At 45.1% G+C, this 18259-nt stretch carries 18 protein-coding genes and 1 pseudogene; 9 read left to right on the forward strand and 10 right to left on the reverse strand.

Annotation, left to right across the window (positions count from 1 at the left end; translation table 11 throughout):
• Positions 1-2: 2 nt before the first annotated feature.
• A complete protein-coding gene (gene ahpF, locus OO778_RS20445; protein WP_264912766.1) occupies positions 3-1571 on the forward strand; it encodes an alkyl hydroperoxide reductase subunit F in 1569 nt (522 codons plus the stop codon).
• A gap of 597 nt (positions 1572-2168) precedes the next feature.
• The gene (locus tag OO778_RS20450; protein WP_074190299.1) at positions 2169-2588 is read left to right on the forward strand and encodes a VOC family protein; all 420 of its coding nucleotides are present in this window, start codon (positions 2169-2171) and stop codon (positions 2586-2588) included.
• 77 nt (positions 2589-2665) lie between these two features.
• Here OO778_RS20450 and OO778_RS20455 read toward each other — a convergent pair whose 3' ends face one another.
• Together OO778_RS20455 and OO778_RS20460 are read right to left on the reverse strand one after the other, a co-directional pair.
• Positions 2666-3205, reverse strand: coding sequence for a CAP domain-containing protein (locus OO778_RS20455; RefSeq protein ID WP_264912769.1), 540 nt, complete (start codon positions 3203-3205; stop codon positions 2666-2668).
• 127 nt (positions 3206-3332) lie between these two features.
• On the reverse strand, positions 3333-4289 hold the full coding sequence (locus tag OO778_RS20460) for a LysR family transcriptional regulator (RefSeq protein WP_074190297.1): 957 nt from the start codon (positions 4287-4289) through the stop codon (positions 3333-3335).
• A 126-nt stretch (positions 4290-4415) separates the two neighbouring features.
• On the opposite strand from OO778_RS20460, the gene OO778_RS20465 reads away from it, so the two are divergent.
• From OO778_RS20465 to OO778_RS20475, 3 genes are all read left to right on the forward strand, one after another.
• Positions 4416-5102, forward strand: a complete 687-nt coding sequence (locus tag OO778_RS20465) for a DJ-1/PfpI family protein (protein ID WP_083612645.1) — start codon at positions 4416-4418, stop codon at positions 5100-5102.
• An 83-nt stretch (positions 5103-5185) separates the two neighbouring features.
• The gene (locus OO778_RS20470; RefSeq protein WP_054866864.1) at positions 5186-5671 is read left to right on the forward strand and encodes a sigma-70 family RNA polymerase sigma factor; all 486 of its coding nucleotides are present in this window, start codon (positions 5186-5188) and stop codon (positions 5669-5671) included.
• Between the two features lie 168 nt (positions 5672-5839).
• Positions 5840-6535, forward strand: a complete 696-nt coding sequence (locus OO778_RS20475; RefSeq protein ID WP_264912771.1) for a VC0807 family protein — start codon at positions 5840-5842, stop codon at positions 6533-6535.
• Between the two features lie 73 nt (positions 6536-6608).
• Here the strand turns inward: OO778_RS20475 and OO778_RS20480 are convergent, their stop codons facing one another.
• Together OO778_RS20480 and OO778_RS20485 are read right to left on the reverse strand one after the other, a co-directional pair.
• Positions 6609-7601 carry a zinc-dependent alcohol dehydrogenase family protein gene (locus OO778_RS20480; RefSeq protein WP_074190295.1) on the reverse strand — a complete coding sequence of 331 codons (993 nt, stop codon included), beginning with the start codon at positions 7599-7601 and terminating at the stop codon, positions 6609-6611.
• A gap of 88 nt (positions 7602-7689) precedes the next feature.
• The gene (locus OO778_RS20485) at positions 7690-8505 is read right to left on the reverse strand and encodes a helix-turn-helix transcriptional regulator (protein ID WP_264912815.1); all 816 of its coding nucleotides are present in this window, start codon (positions 8503-8505) and stop codon (positions 7690-7692) included.
• 111 nt (positions 8506-8616) lie between these two features.
• On the opposite strand from OO778_RS20485, the gene OO778_RS20490 reads away from it, so the two are divergent.
• Positions 8617-9309, forward strand: coding sequence for an MOSC domain-containing protein (locus tag OO778_RS20490; protein ID WP_264912773.1), 693 nt, complete (start codon positions 8617-8619; stop codon positions 9307-9309).
• A gap of 51 nt (positions 9310-9360) precedes the next feature.
• Here the strand turns inward: OO778_RS20490 and OO778_RS20495 are convergent, their stop codons facing one another.
• The 3 genes and pseudogenes from OO778_RS20495 to OO778_RS20505 all read right to left on the reverse strand — a co-directional run bounded on the left by OO778_RS20495 (position 9361) and on the right by OO778_RS20505 (position 11072).
• Positions 9361-9858 (reverse strand): cupin domain-containing protein, encoded by a 498-nt coding sequence (locus tag OO778_RS20495; RefSeq protein WP_264912775.1) that lies wholly within the window; start codon positions 9856-9858, stop codon positions 9361-9363.
• A gap of 42 nt (positions 9859-9900) precedes the next feature.
• Positions 9901-10470 (reverse strand): annotated as a pseudogene (locus tag OO778_RS20500) (carboxymuconolactone decarboxylase family protein); the annotation flags it as partial.
• A gap of 152 nt (positions 10471-10622) precedes the next feature.
• A complete protein-coding gene (locus OO778_RS20505) occupies positions 10623-11072 on the reverse strand; it encodes a cupin domain-containing protein (protein WP_086015559.1) in 450 nt (149 codons plus the stop codon).
• 436 nt (positions 11073-11508) lie between these two features.
• Here OO778_RS20505 and OO778_RS20510 point away from each other — a divergent pair, with 436 nt between their 5' ends.
• Positions 11509-12432, forward strand: coding sequence for an AraC family transcriptional regulator (locus OO778_RS20510; RefSeq protein WP_264912778.1), 924 nt, complete (start codon positions 11509-11511; stop codon positions 12430-12432).
• A 129-nt stretch (positions 12433-12561) separates the two neighbouring features.
• On the opposite strand, the gene OO778_RS20515 is transcribed toward OO778_RS20510, so the two are convergent.
• Complete coding sequence (locus tag OO778_RS20515; protein WP_083612644.1) at positions 12562-13563, reverse strand: arginine deiminase-related protein; 1002 nt, start codon at positions 13561-13563, stop codon at positions 12562-12564.
• Between the two features lie 402 nt (positions 13564-13965).
• Here OO778_RS20515 and OO778_RS20520 point away from each other — a divergent pair, with 402 nt between their 5' ends.
• Positions 13966-15816, forward strand: coding sequence for an ABC transporter ATP-binding protein (locus OO778_RS20520; RefSeq protein WP_074190292.1), 1851 nt, complete (start codon positions 13966-13968; stop codon positions 15814-15816).
• A 591-nt stretch (positions 15817-16407) separates the two neighbouring features.
• Positions 16408-17115: a DUF445 domain-containing protein gene (locus tag OO778_RS20525; protein WP_074190291.1), complete on the forward strand. Its 708-nt coding sequence runs from the start codon at positions 16408-16410 to the stop codon at positions 17113-17115.
• 124 nt (positions 17116-17239) lie between these two features.
• Here OO778_RS20525 and OO778_RS20530 read toward each other — a convergent pair whose 3' ends face one another.
• Both OO778_RS20530 and OO778_RS20535 read right to left on the reverse strand, forming a co-directional pair.
• A complete protein-coding gene (locus tag OO778_RS20530) occupies positions 17240-17716 on the reverse strand; it encodes an Lrp/AsnC ligand binding domain-containing protein (RefSeq protein WP_006740877.1) in 477 nt (158 codons plus the stop codon).
• Positions 17717-18006: 290 nt separating this feature from the next.
• The gene (locus tag OO778_RS20535; protein WP_012842405.1) at positions 18007-18255 is read right to left on the reverse strand and encodes a hypothetical protein; all 249 of its coding nucleotides are present in this window, start codon (positions 18253-18255) and stop codon (positions 18007-18009) included.
• Positions 18256-18259: the final 4 nt, after the last annotated feature.

The raw sequence follows: 18259 nt of genomic DNA on the forward strand, positions 1-18259 counted from the left end.
CTATGTTAGACCAAGCGATCCAACAACAACTCAAACAATATCTGGCTAATGTAAAAGAAGACGTTCGTCTAGTGGTTAGTCTAGATGAAAGCAAAGCATCGAATGACATTCTGTCTCTAGCGAACCAAATCGCAGAGATGAGCGACTTTATCACCGTTGAACGTGACGACAACGCAAGCGTACGTAAACCAGTGATGACGGTGACCAACCCAGTAAAAGGCACAGCACTTCACTTTGCTGGCCTACCAATGGGTCACGAATTTACCTCTCTGGTATTGGCATTACTGCACTCTGGTGGTCATCCAATCAAACTAGATCCAGAAGTGATTGAACAAATCGCAGCGCTAGATAAAGAGTTGGAAGTTGAAGTGTTCATTTCACTGTCGTGCCAAAACTGTCCAGACGTTGTTCAAGCGTTCAACATGATGGCGGCGATCAACCCGAAAGTGAAAGCAACCATGATCGACGGTGCACTATTCCAAGATGAAGTGAAACAACGCGACATCATGGCAGTACCAAGCGTATTCGTAAACGGAGAGCTATTCGGTCAAGGCCGTATGTCTCTAACTGAAATCCTAAACAAAGTGGATGACGGCGCGAGCGAGAAAGCAGCCAAAGCACTGAGCGAAAAAGACCCATACGACGTGCTAGTTGTCGGCGGTGGCCCTGGTGGTAGTGCAGCAGCACTATACGCAGCGCGTAAAGGTATTCGCACTGGCGTTGTCGCTAAACGCTTCGGTGGTCAGGTGATGGACACCATGGCAATCGAGAACTTTATCTCGGTAAAACGTACGGAAGGTCCAAAACTGGCAACTGACCTAGCAGAACACCTAAAAGAATACGACGTAGACGTCGTGACTGAGCAACAAGCTGAGAAGCTAATGGGCGCAGCACACACAGAAGATGGCTTGATTCACATCCAACTTGAAAGCGGCGCAACGCTGAAAAGTAAGAGTGTCATCCTAAGCCCTGGTGCACGCTGGCGTGAAATGAACGTTCCGGGTGAGCAAGAGTACCGCAACAAAGGTGTCGCGTACTGCCCACACTGTGATGGTCCACTGTTCAAAGGCAAGAAAACCGCGGTTATCGGTGGTGGTAACTCAGGCATCGAAGCGGCTATCGACCTTGCAGGTATTGTTGAGCACGTAACCGTTCTTGAATTTGCAGACGTACTTCGCGCAGACCAAGTGCTTATCGACAAAGCGAACTCACTACCAAACATCGACATCATCACGATGGCGCAAACCACAGAAGTAGTGGGTGACGGTACTCGCGTAACAAGCTTGAAGTACAAAGACCGCAACACAGATGAAATTAAAGAGATTGAACTGTCAGGTATCTTTGTCCAAATCGGTCTAGTACCAAACACAGAATGGCTAAAAGATTCAGAAGTAGCGCTTTCTGAGCGCGGCGAAATTGAAGTTGGTAGCCGTGGTGAAACCAGCCTAGAAGGTGTCTTCGCAGCGGGTGACGCAACGACGGTTCCTTACAAACAGATCATCATTGCGATGGGTGAAGGTGCAAAAGCAAGCTTAGGCGCGTTTGACTACCTAATCCGTAAGCAAGGTTAATCTCCAATTTCTTGAGCACAAAGCGCACGGTGCGGTGTTTTCTTCCCCTGAAAACCAATCGGGGCACCGTGACAGCGATGAGTAACAAGAAATAAAAGCAAAAAACCTAGAAGCCCAAAGACTTTGCCAGCAGGTACTAACTGCTGGCTTTTTTGGTTTTTGGGGAGGGGTGTAAGTACATCCCCCAGCACTCCGAGCTCAAGGTGGCAAGTTCTACAATCGCGGATAATTCAATTCACACCACCAGCATCGAAACGCGCTGCAAATAGACTCTGAATACTCGCTTAGGCTCCTTCAGAATGACACTGTTCGTTTAGCGCTCTCTTCACGTCATTCCCGCGAACCTAGGTGAGACAGGGAATCTACTCACAACAAACTCGCTCGAAAATGAGTAGCACGAACAAACAAAAGATGAAAGAGGGCTGCAAGCACCTAACCCAACTCACAGATTCAAAGTACCACCCCACCGAATCTCTCCATGTATCAAGATCCAAAGATATCAACCCTAAAAAATTTTAAAAAAGCTCTTTACCTCAACTTAACTTGAGGTTTTAGCATATTCATCGTTGGCTAGGAAATGACAAAAAGGAGCACATCATGATCCAACTAGAACATATTAATTTAGTCGTGAAAAACACCCCTGAAATGCTGAAGTTTTATCAAACTGCATTTCCACATTGGTACGTGCGTGATGAGGGGAAAGGCGAATGGAGTGGTAAGCCAAGAAACTGGCTACATTTTGGCGACGAGTATCAATACATTGCCATGAGTGACCACGGTGAAGGAGAGAACCGCGAGTTGGGCGGCCACCAAGTAGGGCTAGCGCATTTTGCTTATGTGACCAACAACGTCGATGCCATCACAAAAAGACTGACCGATGCAGGTTATCCGATTGCCCAACCTGGGGCTGATGAGCCATATCGCAAGAATGTGTATTTTGTTGACCCTGCAGGTTTTGAGATCGAATTCGTTGAATACCTGACGGATGATCCAAAACTTCGTAACCTGACAAGCTAAAAGAGACGTAAATAATAAAACGCCAGCAGATGGTTACTGCTGGCGTTTTAGTTTATCTATCAGGTTTCTTGATCGCATTAGCGCTGTTTGGCAAAAACCTGAGTCCAGTAATACCCGTAGCTTGCCGAGTGATTTTCGACAAGCGACGCGCCCATCTGATCAAAATCCGCACTCATGATATTTAGGCAGTGACCTTCGCTCGATAACCAAGCATTAACGACGGCGTTAATGGAACTTTGCCCTACGGCGACATTCTCACCAATAGCGCTCCAAGCATAGCCCGTTGCGTTGATTCGATCTGACATATTGCTGCCGTCAGAGCCTGTATGACTCATGAAATCGCTGTTCGCCATGTCGCTTGAATGTCGATAAGCGGCGCTTTCCAAATCGTAGCTCCAAGTCAGGGCCCCAACAGGTGGCATGGTGGTTGCGCCACACTGTTGTGTAGTAGAGCGAGCGCTGTTGACCGCTTCGAGCATCTGCTCGGCAAATGTGCCTTGTGACGATGTGGAACCTGTGTTTTGAGAGCCGTTTTCTACAGGTGCTGACGACTCCCCATCGCCGCCACATGCGCTGAGAAGTAGGGCCAAAGCAGGCACTAAGATCTTAGTTGGCATTGTCTTTCCTTTATGAGTGACGAAGAGCAAACTGCGCTTGTCGATAATAACGTCCAATAACCTAACAAAAACCCATAAAAGCACCATATGGCTTGGAGTGTTTTAACCAAAGACTCACATGAAGTTTTCAATCGCCTTGGTTCGGTTGGTAAATCGGCAACGTTTCAGCCCACGTATGGAATGGCGTTTCATCCATCTCCTGTATTGCTTGAGTGATAAAATCGATGAACACCCTCACTCGGGCGGGCACATATTCCCGGTTGGCATAGAGAAGATACACGCCATTTCCTGCTTGGCGCATACTCGGAAATATCGGCACTAAACGCCCCGCTTTGAGCCAGTCTCTCGCGATAAAATGAGGAATCTGAGTTAACCCTAAACCTTCTGCGCAAAGCTCTGCCATGGATTCGCCGTCATTTACAATAAAATTTCTCTCGGGGTTATACTCACTTGCACCGTCTGATTCTGGCATCCGAATCGGCAACAGTTTCCCCGTTTGTTTAAAACGAAAACGAACCCAAGAATGGTCATTGAATACATCCGGGCCACTCGGAACACCATGGCGCGCTAAGTAATCCTGACTGCCACAAATAATAAAATCGATAGGACTAAGCTGGCGCACAATCAACTGGCTGTCCTGAACGACACCAGATCTAATCGACACATCAATCCCTTGCTCAATAATATCAACGTAGGCGTCATCGTAATGAATATCGATCGTGATGCTGGGGTAGCGGCGACAAAACTCTTTTAATAAAGGGCGAATGTAAAGGCGACCGTAAGAGACCGGCACATTAATCTTAAGCAGTCCTGAAAGCGCATCATTGTGGCTTTTCAATGAATCCTCACACGCTGTCAGTTCGTCCAGTACAAACCTAGCGGTATTTGCGTATCGACGACCGGCATCTGTCAGACGGATCTGTCTCGTAGAACGCTGGAAAAGCTGTATTCCCAAGTCGCTTTCAAGACGATGGATGGCCTTACTCACCGTAGAAGGGTCTGTGCCATACGCTTTGGCGGCCGCAGCAAAACTACCACCTTCTAAAGTGGCAATAAAAAATCGTAGGGACCGTATCTTATCCATAAAACTCGTGCATTCCATTCGTGAACTTTATTCACTTTAGTAAAGACAAAGTGGCTCTTCAATCACCAATCAGCCCAAATATAATGAATCTCAATAACTTGATGCTCTGTTAGCGAGGAAAAAACAATGGGTAAAAATGGATTAAAGAATGCACTACAACTATTAATAGCGACCTTAGTCCTATTATTTGGGATGCTTCAAACGGCACATGCGGCGGATAAACGCATTGGCATTCTGGTTTACGACGGCGTACTGACCTCTGATGTTACTGCGCCTTTAGAGGTCTTTGGCGTCGCAAGTCGGCTGACTTGGTTTAGCGATTATGAAGTAGTCACTATTTCCGTCTCTGATCAGAAAACCATCACCACTGAAGAGGGATTAAAAATTGGTGTGGATGCTTGGATTGGCGATCAGCCGGAACTCGACGTGCTGGTTTTAACATCCAGCTACGACATGGATGCGCTAATCGAAAACAAGGATCTCATTCACTTTATTCAAACCACATCAAAGGCGGCAGATTGGATGGCAAGTAATTGCTCTGGTGCGTATCTATTGGCCGAGGCTGGCCTGTTAAACGGTAAGAAAGCGACGACGTGGGCAGGAGGTGAAAACAGATTACAAAAAGACTATCCAGCAGTTGATATACAGGTCGACCAGAATTTTGTTGTTGATGATGGTGTCATCACCTCAAACGGCAGCCTAGTTAGCTATCAAGCCGCCCTTAAATTGCTGCATCTCATGACTTCAGAATCTAAAGCTCAAGAAGTCGCAGACGCCCTTCAATACTCACGTTTTTCTACCCAGCCATTTTAAGCGGGCAAGGACGAAACCGCAGGTAACCTTTGAAGCTTCAGAGGTTACCTTCTGCTCAGCTCTACACTTCTGATCTTAATGCTATGGAAAAACACAAACGATACGAAGCACTGACGAAGGAGCGATACCAAGATATCTATCGTCTCGCATATTGGCTATGCAAAGATCATCACCTTGCTGAAGATTTGGCGCAAGACACCTTCCTGAAAGCGTGGCGATTCTTTGATAACTTAAATGATCCCAATGCCGCGAAGCCTTGGCTCATCACCATTTTACGTCGTGAGAATGCTCGGCGCTTTGATAAAAAGCAGTACGATTTTGTCGATATTGATGAGTGTGTAATACAGGCAAAAACCTACCCTGGCAGTGACCACGACATGGCACAAGATTGGCTTCAAAAACAAATGATGATTCTCGAACCCAAATACCGAGAGCCATTGGTCTTAAAACTCGTAGTCGGGTTTAATCATAATGAAATTGCTCAAGTATTAGAGCTTAATCACAACACCGTGGCGACTCGATTATTCAGAGCACGCAATCAGATCATTGCGCAGAGGGAGAGCGATTAAGACACAAAAAAAGTAGTCAATCATGTCAACTAACTGGCTATGCTCCGGTCTATTTCATAAGTCGTTACACAACTCGGCGCTTTAACGCTTTACATCAAGCGCGACTAGATGAACACTTCTCGTCAAAGTACAATAACAGCCGACATAGAGTAGAGTCAGTAAAACATTATGAGTAACACAACGGCGAAAAAGCCGAATCCCCTATTCGAGATTCTTTTTAACGTATTCATCCCTTCCTTTATCTTGATGAAGTTTAGCGGCGATCAACACCTAGGAACAGCAATGGCGCTGGTTGTCGCTTTGCTATTTCCTATCATTTACGGCGGTATGGACCTTGTCCGTAACAAGAAATTTAACTTTATTTCTGCACTTGGCTTTATCAGTGTTTTATTAACTGGCGGCATTGGCTTGTTAGAGCTTGATACACGTTGGTTAGCCTTGAAAGAAGCCCTGATCCCTGGCCTGATCGGTTTAGCGGTTTTGGGCTCAACGTTTACCCGCTACCCACTGATGCAGAAGTTAGTACTGAATGACACGGTATTGAATTTATCGCTGATTAACGAACGCTTGAAAGAGAACGGTCAATCAGAGGCATTTGAACGTTGTCTAATGTCATCAAACTATCTGTTTGCGAGTACTTTTGCGTTCTCATCCGCGATGAACTACTTCCTTGCGACTTGGATCGTGACCAGTCCTTCGGGCACGACTGCCTTTAATGAAGAGTTGGGTAAGATGACGCTTTACAGCTACCCGATGATTGCAATTCCAAGCATGTTAATGATGTTCGGTATTTTTTATTATATTTGGCGTCAAGTACGTACGATGACATCGCTCGAGACAGAGCAAATTTTCCATCTAAAATAGTCCCATCATTACAAATAACCCATCAAAAAAGGGAGGATTTTATCCTCCCTTTTCTCAACAGACTCACTGCAATTCATAGCGTCAAAATGATTTTTCCTGACACCGCCGATGAGCGTTGCTCAACCATTTCAATCGCAGTTTGAAAATCCTCTAGCGGCAGCTCAGACTCTACACTTAACTTTATATCGTTGGCAATAAAGTGGTCTAACATTTCAGCGAATACCGCTTTTCTCCCGCCTTTACCTACCGACTCTTCCCAATATCGCAAAAAGAAGGTGCTAAAGTCGATGTTGTTGGTCTTCATCGATTCAAAAAACGCCGGCGTATAAGGCGCCAACGACAATGTTCCGTAGTTGATGTATTGACCGTTTTCTTTCAAGGTACGAATGAGATACGTGCCAGCCTCACCACCTATCGCATCCAAAGCGGCCGTTGGTTGTGGCAGTTTGCGTGTTTGCAGTTGCGCATGTAAGTCTTGCTTCGCGTCCAACACTGGAATCGCATCGTACGGATACTCGTCTGGCTTTGAAGTGACAACAATCAGTGTAAAACCCAGGGAATGGGCGAGCTGGGCAAATATCTTACCGATCGCTGACCCTGCCGCATTGATGATCACCACATCACTTTTGTTCAACTTAGCCACTTTAGTGGTGATCACCCACGCGGTTAACGCGTTGATGTACAACTGGCAGGCATAGCCGTTATCCAAACTCTCAGGTAGCGGAAAAAGATTCTCAGGCGAAGCATCTATGTAGTATTGCCAAGTACCACTCATCGCCACCAACACTTTTTGCCCAACTTGAAGGTCAGTGTGATCGACTGCACTGACTTCCACCACACGCCCAACCGCTTCAAATCCCGGCACGCGAGGTGGTACGTGAACGCGGCGGTATTGCCCAACACCATAAATGGAAAGCAAGTCACTTGGGTTAATGTTTGTAGCTTCGAGCCTCACCCGAACCTTGCTCTGAGCAAGCGGCTTGAGGGGCTCTTTTTCCAACGACAGCGACGTTTTTGGCTGACCAAAGCAGAATTGGTTCACTCGAGTATTTATCGTTGGTGCCATTGTTATTCATACCATGTAATTGAAATTCAAAAAGGAAGTTTCGCGACTTCTACTCAAAAGCATTAAGTGAAGTCGAAGCTCTGTATTTCTATCTGCGCGATGCGTCGTTCACTCTAAACTGTTGTGGCGTCATATCAAAATAGGCTTTAAATGCTTTGATGTAGGATGAGTCGTTTTGATAACCCACTAGGTCTGCAATGGCTTGGATTGGCAACGTTTCATCTAACAAAGAAAGCGAGTAAATCAGCCGAATTTGTTGCCGCCAAAGCAGAAATGAAGTGTTGAATTCCTTGGCAAACAACCGTGATAAAGTGCGCTCAGACGCCCCAATTTTCTCCCCCCATTCTTTTAGCGAACAGCTCAACGCGGGCTCGTCAGTCAGTTGCTCGAAAATCAGTTTTAGTCGGCGATCTTGTGGCAGTAATAACTGAAATGTCTGCACGTTGCTTTTCAAAATTTGATCATGCAACACCGCCAGCAAATGCAGTACTTCTTCGTGGCTTGTCTCATTTTCACACTGTCTGCGGATCTCTTGTAAAAGCTCATTTAAAAACGGCGTTAGAGCAATGGTTCTCACTTGTGGCTCGTACATTGCGCCAAACGCAGGGTTAAGGTAAATGCCAACAAAGATCGTATTACTCAGAGCAATCGACTCGTGTTGAACACCCGCAGGAACAAATAACGCAGAAGTGTGCGGAACCAAATGCTGATAATGCTCCGTTTGTGTTTGCAATAACCCTTTGATAGGAAAGATGATTTGATGCCAAGTGTGTTGGTGCAGCGCATCAATGTAACCTTTTGGCATGTCGATGGTTTTCACCAAAACAGGAGAATGGGGATTCGCGGCCATCATCTCATTGGAGGTCATGACGCCTGACTTCGAATCAATTTGGCGAGTTAGCATTGTTGATTGTCTTTTCATCCCTATTCCGACACAAGTTCACTAGGCTATCATGCTCCGCATCGCGAATGAAGGTAAACACTTTATCTCTCATTCAAATAATAAGGAGGTTACATGAAGAAAATCGGCGTCGTAAAAGCTGTGCTAGCAGGGAAAACTGTCCCTTATGCTCATGGAGCGCAAAGCGCAATCAACAAACAAGTGTTGCCCGAGCGCCAGCACGCAACAGAGCTTGGTTTTATCAGTGATGAGCAAGGCGATCCACGCTTTCATGGTGGAATTCAAAAAGCGCTTCATATTTACCCAAGCGAGCACTACCCAATCTGGCAACAAGAATTAGGCGAAAGAACTATTTTCCAATCCGCTGGCGGCTTTGGCGAAAACATCAGCTCCGAGGGCGTCACCGAATCCACGATTTGCTTGAAAGATAAAATCCGTATCGGCTCAACATTACTGGAAGTGTCGCAAGGTCGCATGCCTTGTTGGAAACTTAACGTACGCTTTGACCAACACGACATGGCGAGAAGACTGCAAGATACGCTTCGAACAGGCTGGTATTTCCGAGTATTGGAAGAAGGCGATATCGGTGCAGGTGACGAGATTATTCTGTGTGAAAGACCTTATCCAGAATGGCCATTGGCTCGCATCATGGGCGCGGTTTTCACTGGATGTTTAGATAGAGAAGAACTCACTAAGCTGTCTGAACTGCCGTTAGTCGAGTCTTGGGGCAAGTTGGTCGAGCGCCGCCTAAAAACTGGCGAAGTCGAGGATTGGGAAATGCGCTTGGTTGGCCCAACAAGACAATAAAAAACGCAGAGTAAAAGCTCTGCGCTCACTATAAAAAAGTGGCCTTGGTTATTACTGTCCTGCTGCATACTGACCATCGGTGACTTGCTCTTTCCAGATAACGTTTTCACCGTCTTTTGACGCCGTAACCACTAGGTGAGTCATTGGCGCATTTGGTGTTGCACCGTGCCAATGGTCGATACCAGGCGGACACCAGACACTATCACCAGCAGCAAATCGAATTACATGCCCATCACGCGTTCCTGTAAGTGCGGTACCAGAAGTGACGATCATGTGTTGTCCTGCAGGGTGAGTATGCCAAGCGGTTCGAGCTCCTGCATCAAAAGTGACATAGGCGGCGCTGTAGTTTGCAACTTCGCTTTCAGGAAACAACATCTCGACGTTAACTTTCCCGGTAAATAGGTTTTCAGGTCCTTGAAACGATTTCTGATCAGCAGAGCGATAAACTTGCTGCGAAGATGAGTTACCATCGGCTGCTTGAGCGATTGGAAGCATAAATCCCGTCGACAACAGCACAGACCAAATAAACAATGATGATTTATTTTTCATAAACGAATTCCTTTCTAATTGATATGATTGGCCAAATAATATTTATTTTTCCAAAACTGTTTTTAGGACCGATTGAGCATTGTTAGACACACTTTCACCACAGCACTCACTTAATACAACAATAAATTCCTCTAACTCTTGAATAGAAACATTGTTATTCATACTGATATTATAGTGAGCTGCTAATTGGCTATTAACACCGTTCATATTTGCTAATGCTGCAATCGTAGCAATTTCACGCTCTTTCCAAGTGAGCACATCGCGTTCAAAAATATCACCAAACAAATGTGCTTTTAGGTATTCATCAATTTGCGGAGAAAAATCGAATAGCGCGCCTTTTACTTCTGCACCAACAAGTTGTGTTTGGTTTTCAGCGCCAAATTCTAAGCTGGTTTTATCGTTAGGTAACGCGCTTGATTCTCGCCCTAAGGTATCAGTAATACCTTGGCTTTTACGTTCCTCCAACACCGTCATAAATGTTGCTAGTCCATTCAAACTGCGCGGAAATCCAGCATACGCGTACAACTGAGCCAGCACTTCTTTTATCTCGTTGACCGTTAGGCCTGCGTCTAACCCATCATTAAGGCTTTGTGTTAGTTTTTCTATTTCACCATATTTTCCTCCAATCCAGCGCTATTAACTTCTGCGTTTACAATGCAGGGGAACATCCAGGCACTACTCACCAAAACGCATCTCACCCACTGATTGAAACGGTATGCTTGTCTCATCGAGATTCCCTTTTCTCACTGAAAACTTAGCTCGGGCTACTTTAGTTGCATGTACTCTTGATCAGAAACTGGTTCGCACCATTCATTACTTGCGCCTTCAGCCGGTATTTCTATTGCTACATGTGAGAACCAACTGTCTTTAGCTGCGCCATGCCAATGCTTAGTACCTGGCGCGATATGCACGACATCGCCAACATTCAACTCTTGTGCTGGTTGGCCAAATTCTTGATACCAACCTCGCCCTCCTGTCGCTAACAGAATCTGCCCACCTTCATGATGAATATGCCAAAAATTGCGACACCCTGGTTCAAACGTTACGTTCGCCACGATAAGACCAGGCTGATTGAGCAACGCCAGATAACTCGTGCCGGTAAAGTAATCCGCATACGCTTCATTCTTTTCACCAAACTCGAAAATGCCTCGACCTTGAAATACACCGGCTTGCAGTACGTCAGGGATTTGAGTATTGCTTTTGTTATTCATCATGACTCCAAATAGTGTTCTTGAGTGCTTACAACTCACCAAACCATGGGTTCACTGTATTGCGCTTTGATAGATGACCGTTAGCCTATTCATTGCTAATACTTGCCCAATATTCCAAACCAATACAAAAGACAACCATACTTGAGACCGGTTAGAAAAAACGGAATAAAAACTCATCTATACATAAGTAGTTGACTATTAAATAATAAAATTCATGACAGACAATTAACCCGCTCAAAAACCAACCAGAAAGATCACTCTCTGATCGCTTAACCTCGAAATAGACACTTGCTCAATATTCTTTACTTAAAGAAATGAACTGTTATAACTATGCTTAATGAAGTCGCTTAATTGACTCCGAAGAGGCGTTAACTACAAAGGCAGAAATCGCATGCCGTTAACCCCGAACCTGAGGCCAACCAGAGGAGAGCACTGACTTATGCAAGAGGTACCGTCAAACACTTCGTCAACCCTGGCCAGTGCAATAGAAAAGCTTGCCAAGCACATTGAGAAATGGGCAAATGGCGCGAACCAATATGACACAGAAATTCCAGGATTAAGGTTCAGTCGCTGGGCAACCCCAACACCACCGACAAGCTACACCCACAACCCAAGTATTTGCTTAATTGCTCAAGGGAGAAAGCGCGTGTTGTTGGGTGAAGATAGCTTTGTTTACGATGCGAACCACTTTTTGATCTCCTCTGTCGACTTGCCAATTATCGCCAATATCATTGAAGCCAGTGAAGATAAACCTTATTTAGGGGTGATTATGGAACTGGATCTGACTGAAATATCTCAACTTATTGTCGATAGTGAACTGACGTTTAATCAAAGCAAAGAAGCACAAAAAGGCATAGCGGTTGGAGAGTTGTCGGAGCCATTACTTGACGCCTTTCTGCGTTTAATAGAGCTGCTGGATGAAGGACAAAGCATCAAAATTTTAGCGCCGATTATTAAACGAGAGATTTTTTATCGACTGTTAATCACCGAACAGGGCGCTCGTCTTAATCAAATCGTAACTGCAGGAAGTCACAGCCATCAAATCGCGAAGGCCATTGGTTGGTTGAAGAATAATTTCGTAAAACCGTTAAGTGTCAGTGAATTAGCCGCCTACAGTGGCATGAGTAAATCGGCGTTTTATACCCACTTTCGTTCTATGACATCTATGACGCCACTGCAATTTCAAAAGAAATTAAGACTCAGCGAAGCTCGGCGTTTAATGCTTACAGAAAACCTCGATGCCATGGCGACTACGTTTAAAGTGGGTTACGAAAGCCCTTCTCAATTTAGCCGTGAATACAGCCGTTTATTTGGTGCGCCACCATCCAAAGACATCAAGTCTTTGCGCGAGAGTATGGGTTAAGCTCGGAATATCCTAGGAAGAAGCTAGAAAGTGAAACCGTCAGCCTCGTACTGCCTCGAGGCTAACGGTTTTATTATTTGGGAGAGAATGAACGTCACCTGCATGTGCAAGCAAAACTGCACAATATGTTTATAACACCGCTTGTCGACTAGGCAAAAATACCTCACCCAACATACAACGAACCGAACCACCACCAATAGATTCTATGGTAGAAACGTCGAATGGCAGCAATTTACCGTGCGTTGCCAATTGCTTTCTTTGTGCTGGTGAGAATGCATCGTACGCCGATTGCGACATCGCAATCACCTTGTCGCCGTTGATCGTTTCCAGTTGCAGAATGTTACCGCAGAACTGGTTCATCTGCTCCAGCGAAATTGAGATGACTTGCTTGTCTTTGGCGAGTGACTTCATTACAAAACGACGCTCAAATTCTGGGATCACTTCGTCACAAATCACGCAGAACTGCTCACCCACGGCCATCATCACGTTGGTATGGTAAATAGGCGCACCAGATGGCAAACGAGTTTGGAAAGAGATCACTCGTTCATAGCCAATACGATCGGCGTAATCTTCTAAAACCAGACGATCACAACGTTGTGAGAGTGCGGAATAGACCGTTTTATTTAGGTGGTCAAACACCATCACACCCGTGCTTTCTAAATACGCTTGCTCGTCAAGATATTCAGTTAGACTGCTGCGTCGATGAACTTCTCGCCCTGCTTGCGCTAGTGCTGCCACAAGCGCATCGGGACGTACTTCTTTTTGACGGTTTTCACAGGCCATTGGAAAGGTGTACAACGTACCATCTGGCGTAGTGCTAAACCAATTGTTTGGAAATACCGCGTCTGGCGTCGCAACATCTGAAGTTGGATAATCAAACTCAACAACTTGAACGCCCTCTTGACGCAACGTTGCAACCATACTCGCGAACTCGGCCATTACTCGACGTGAGACTTCTTCTTGGCTGAGTGACACTTTATGTTGGAACTCATTATCTTGTGCGGTTTCTTCATTAAAACGAAACTCTTTCGGTGGCACCATCACTACGCAGTTTGCGGTTTGGCGCTGAGCACTTTGCGTACTTTCTTCTTTCCCATTAGCAAATTGGGTCACTGATTCGTGTAATAGCATCCAATACATTCCTTATCACTAGAATGAGGAGATTGTAAATTTATTGTTAACTTCAGTTTTGCTGTTTTGACAATTAATTTAATTGCCCAAAAGTAATTTTTGCTGCATTAAATTCATTTTTCCCTAAATTTTATTGTCACTTTGCAGGTTTAAGGTTTTATGGCATCGCGATAAACATGCGAAGAATTCATCATAAGAATCAGAACCATAGACAACCACACCCATAACCAACTAGTTACATTTAAAACACAATCGGTTAGACTATTTTTTCGCCCCTCTCGTCAATCCGTCTGCTTTCTCGAGAGCAGTCAAAAACTCTTATACACGCGGCTTCGTCCAAAGCAACGTGAATCGATGGATTTAGCCACCCCAAATGGCACTGTTTTAACTTTAGGATGAGTTATGTTTAAACGATTTGAAGGCTTTACAGAGCCGTTCCCCAAATCCACACCAGATCAGCCTCCTTCAGGGATGCTCGCTTTTTTACGTTATTACACCCGCGGCTACGAAAAGCCTTTGATCATCATGTCTTTGATGGCCACGATTGTTGCTGTCGTTGAAGTTATGTTGTTTGGCGCGATGGGACAATTGGTTGATTGGTTGTCCACCAGCAATCCAGAAACGTTCTTGCAAGACAATAAAGCAGATTTAATTTTCTACGGAACCTTATTGTTGGTTGTCATGCCCATTTTGGTGATCGTGTATTCGTTGCTCGTTCACCAAACATTATTGGGCAACTATCCAATGTCTATCCGCTGGCTTGCACACCGGTATTTGCTCAATCAAAGCTTAAACTTCTATCAAGATGATTTTGCAGGCCGAGTTGCAACTAAAGTCATGCAAACCTCATTAGCTGTGCGCGAAACCGTCATGAAAGCTATGGATGTGTTTGTTTATGTTACGGTTTACTTCACCAGCATGATCATTATGTTAGCAACGGCAGACTGGCGCTTGATGATCCCAATGATCGTCTGGCTGCTCGCTTACATCGCTATCCAAATCTATTTCGTTCCTAAGCTTAAAGACGTCGCTTCAGCGCAGGCCGATGCACGTTCGACAATGACAGGACGCATCGTCGACAGCTATACCAATATTCAAACCGTCAAACTGTTTTCTCATAGCCAGCGCGAAACCCAATATGCCGAGCAAGGCATGAAGGGATTTTTGAACACGGTCTATCGTCAAATGCGCCTAGTGACCGGCTTCGACGTTGCTGTAGAGATCTCAAACTATATTTTGGTCTTTTCCGTTGCTGCTTTATCGATTTACCTGTGGTTGGATAGCGCAATCAGCGTTGGCGCGATTGCGATTGCTGTTAGCCTTGCATTACGCGTAAATGGTATGTCGATGTGGATCATGTGGGAAGTTGGCGCCCTCTTTGAAAATATGGGAACCGTAGTCGATGGAATGAAAACGCTCTCTAAGCCTATTGATATTAAAGATAAACCAGGCGCAAAAGACTTAGTAGTCACTGAAGGTGGCATTCACTTTGATAACGTCAGCTTCCATTACGGTGAGAACAAAGGCGTGATTAGCCATCTCGATCTCAACATCAAACCAGGAGAGAAAGTCGGCTTGGTTGGGCGCTCCGGCGCCGGAAAATCGACTTTGGTGAACTTGTTACTTCGTTTCCACGATGTCGAAGACGGCAGCATTAAGATCGATGGACAGAACATCTCAGAAGTCACACAAGACTCTTTGCGTTCAAAGATCGGTATGGTGACCCAAGATACTTCTCTGCTGCACCGCTCGATTCGCGACAATATTTTGTATGGTAACCCAGATGCGACAGAAGAAGATTTGTTGAAAGCCACCAAGCAAGCGCATGCCCATGAGTTTATCGAAACACTGACCGACCCATTTGGCAACGTCGGATACGATGCGCAAGTTGGTGAACGTGGTGTGAAACTGTCTGGCGGCCAACGTCAGCGTATCGCAATATCTCGTGTGCTACTCAAAGACGCACCATTGCTGGTACTGGATGAAGCAACATCGGCTCTGGATTCAGAAGTCGAAGTAGCCATCCAGGAAAGCTTGAATGAGTTAATGCAAGGAAAAACCGTTATTGCGATTGCGCACCGATTGTCGACCATCGCACAAATGGATCGCCTCATCGTACTTGATCAAGGCAGTATTGTTGAACAAGGTTCTCACCAAGAGCTCATCGCGAACAACGGTATTTATGCCCAGCTTTGGGCCCATCAAACTGGCGGATTTATCGCTGAAGAACTAGACAATCAACACGCTTCTTAACGAGTGATAAGCTCAATAAAAACGGCGCTTAAAGCGCCGTTTTTTATTTTAATCCATGGCTAGACGCTCATATAGCCATTGTGGTTTCTCATATATGAAACACTCTCCATGATAAAGCTCACACTTTTTCTGCTAATATACCGCCTCGTTGCGTATCCATTGCAATGAACACAATACAGAGTATTGAGCCGTCTTCATTTGTCATTTCACTTTTTGAGAAACAGCTATACTCAATAGATGGCTTAGTTATTATATTAACAATAAGGTAATTAGCTTATGTGTAAATGTGGTTCAATGCAGATCGTACAACTCAAACCAAGTTGGGCTGACAAGCTATTTGGCTACTCAGAAAGATGGAAATGCCAACTTTGTTGTAAGATCTACCGCATCTAAAATTAAAAATAGAATCTTAGTTTTTCTAAGAAAAAGCAGTGGCCCGACAGTAATTGTCGGGTTTTGTTTTTCTGCACATCCATTTTTATCCCTTCGCAACACGGTTACTCATCACGGCAAAACCTAGCATCTCAATGTGACTTAGGTATAGAATCAGGCCCACTTATTTATTCCGATATTCACATATAACTGGTCACTATGAACAAAAGTTTGCTAACGAATGTCCTTGCTATCGCTTTGATGGCTGGAGGTCATCAATTACAAAACGACTACCTTTGGTATGCGGGGCTGTTTGCGTTCTCAGGCGCCATCACTAACTGGCTTGCCATCCACATGCTGTTTGAAAAAGTGCCTGGATTATACGGTTCTGGCGTGATCCCCGCGCGATTTGAAGAGTTTAAACTGGCTATCAAAAACTTGATGATGGAGCAGTTCTTTACCGAAGCGAACATCGATCGATTCTTGAACAAAGAAATGGCGGGCGGTGTAAACATCGATCTTCAACCTGTGATTGAGAAAGTGGACTTAAACCCAGCATTTGACTCTTTGGTAGAAGTGATCGAAGGCTCTCAATTTGGCGGCATGCTAGCAATGTTTGGCGGCGCGGAGGCATTACAACCTATGCGGCAGCCTTTCGTCGAAAAGATGCAAGAATCCATTATTGGGTTGAGCAAGAGCGATAACATCAAAGAAGCACTGAAAGAGCAGTTCGAGTCTCCTGCTATGATGGATGAGATAAAGCAGAACATTGAAGGCATCATTGATCAGCGCTTGAGCGAATTAACACCCGCACTGGTCAAAGAAATGGTGCAAAAAATGATTAAAGAACACCTTGGCTGGCTAGTCGTTTGGGGCGGTGTTTTTGGCGGTTTAATTGGCCTTATCAGCACCTTTATCGGCGCATAGTCGCTCACCGATTTATCAAAAAGGAGCTTCGGCTCCTTTTTTGATCTTGAAAAAGTAATACGCCAGGTCACGTTAAATAATATGCTCAACGCATAAGCGCTGCAGTCATAGACATCAGCCTCGCCTAACCAAGGAGCTCCGGGTTCACGCCAAATCCTGTTTTATGTTCTTCAATTACCACTTCACTACGAGTCTGGATCACCCCCGGAAGCGTGCCTAACTTACTCGACATAAACTCCTGATACGCTTTCATGCTCTTAACACGAACCTTTATCATGGTATCGAAGTCCCCAGAGAGCGAATAACACTCTTCAATTTCCGGCATCAATTCGACGGCTTTCGCAAACTTTTCAAAAATGGAAAAACTGGTTTGGTCTAAGCGAATATGGATGAATACTTGCACATCCAAGCCTAATTTTTCCGCATTCAGCTCCGCATGGTAGCCATTGATATACCCCTCTTTTTCTAGCCGCTTCACGCGGTCAGAACACGGCGAGGTCGTTAAGTTGATCTGCTTTGCGAGTTCAACAACTGGAATTCTGCCTCTTGAATGAAGCACTCTCAAAATGTGTAAATCAATCCGGTCCAATTGGTAACTCATTAACCACATCCTTGTAACCACTCAGGAAGCATCACATTAATCGTTGCTTAAACAATTGCAAACCATCAAATGCACAGCATGTGAAATTCAGCAGAGAATAATTAGAAAATAACTAAGGAAGGAAAGGGCTGCGATTACTGCCGCTCTCTCCATAACCGAGTATGAAGAACAAAAGTAATCTAGCGGCTCCCGTAGAGTCGCAAATTTGAAAGCGTGTGATACGCCTTTATAGATCTGGCGTGCGGGGCAAGCCGCCCTGTTTAGCTATTAATCATAGCTATCGCTCTGAATTAGAGAGCTGCCGACGTATGCCTGGTAGGATGAGGAATCACTTCTCCAATTGCACGATGATTACAGCATCGGCAGTAGTATTGTGGTTCCATCTCGTAGTAGTGTTCACCTGATACAAATTTCGCCATCAGCTGTGTAAAACTCACCACTTTACCTGTCAACGAATCAACGGGCTGTGGCTCGCAACGCTTCATGATCACTTTATGTTGCGTTGATTTTCTACAAGCTGCGCAATATATATCCGGCATTTCT

Source organism: Vibrio sp. STUT-A16 (genome assembly GCF_026000495.1).
In the GTDB taxonomy this organism is placed as follows: domain Bacteria; phylum Pseudomonadota; class Gammaproteobacteria; order Enterobacterales; family Vibrionaceae; genus Vibrio; species Vibrio diabolicus.

Bases quoted from the DNA above. Each gene is read 5' to 3' on its own strand.
- ahpF (WP_264912766.1), top strand. From the start codon at position 3: ATGTTAGACCAAGCGATCCAACAACAACTCAAACAATATCTGGCTAAT.
- OO778_RS20450 (WP_074190299.1), top strand. From the start codon at position 2,169: ATGATCCAACTAGAACATATTAATTTAGTCGTGAAAAACACCCCTGAA.
- OO778_RS20455 (WP_264912769.1), bottom strand. From the start codon at position 3,205: ATGCCAACTAAGATCTTAGTGCCTGCTTTGGCCCTACTTCTCAGCGCA.
- OO778_RS20460 (WP_074190297.1), bottom strand. From the start codon at position 4,289: ATGGATAAGATACGGTCCCTACGATTTTTTATTGCCACTTTAGAAGGT.
- OO778_RS20465 (WP_083612645.1), top strand. From the start codon at position 4,416: ATGGGTAAAAATGGATTAAAGAATGCACTACAACTATTAATAGCGACC.
- OO778_RS20470 (WP_054866864.1), top strand. From the start codon at position 5,186: ATGGAAAAACACAAACGATACGAAGCACTGACGAAGGAGCGATACCAA.
- OO778_RS20475 (WP_264912771.1), top strand. From the start codon at position 5,840: ATGAGTAACACAACGGCGAAAAAGCCGAATCCCCTATTCGAGATTCTT.
- OO778_RS20480 (WP_074190295.1), bottom strand. From the start codon at position 7,601: ATGGCACCAACGATAAATACTCGAGTGAACCAATTCTGCTTTGGTCAG.
- OO778_RS20485 (WP_264912815.1), bottom strand. From the start codon at position 8,505: ATGCTAACTCGCCAAATTGATTCGAAGTCAGGCGTCATGACCTCCAAT.
- OO778_RS20490 (WP_264912773.1), top strand. From the start codon at position 8,617: ATGAAGAAAATCGGCGTCGTAAAAGCTGTGCTAGCAGGGAAAACTGTC.
- OO778_RS20495 (WP_264912775.1), bottom strand. From the start codon at position 9,858: ATGAAAAATAAATCATCATTGTTTATTTGGTCTGTGCTGTTGTCGACG.
- OO778_RS20505 (WP_086015559.1), bottom strand. From the start codon at position 11,072: ATGATGAATAACAAAAGCAATACTCAAATCCCTGACGTACTGCAAGCC.
- OO778_RS20510 (WP_264912778.1), top strand. From the start codon at position 11,509: ATGCAAGAGGTACCGTCAAACACTTCGTCAACCCTGGCCAGTGCAATA.
- OO778_RS20515 (WP_083612644.1), bottom strand. From the start codon at position 13,563: ATGCTATTACACGAATCAGTGACCCAATTTGCTAATGGGAAAGAAGAA.
- OO778_RS20520 (WP_074190292.1), top strand. From the start codon at position 13,966: ATGTTTAAACGATTTGAAGGCTTTACAGAGCCGTTCCCCAAATCCACA.
- OO778_RS20525 (WP_074190291.1), top strand. From the start codon at position 16,408: ATGAACAAAAGTTTGCTAACGAATGTCCTTGCTATCGCTTTGATGGCT.
- OO778_RS20530 (WP_006740877.1), bottom strand. From the start codon at position 17,716: ATGAGTTACCAATTGGACCGGATTGATTTACACATTTTGAGAGTGCTT.
- OO778_RS20535 (WP_012842405.1), bottom strand. From the start codon at position 18,255: ATGCCGGATATATATTGCGCAGCTTGTAGAAAATCAACGCAACATAAA.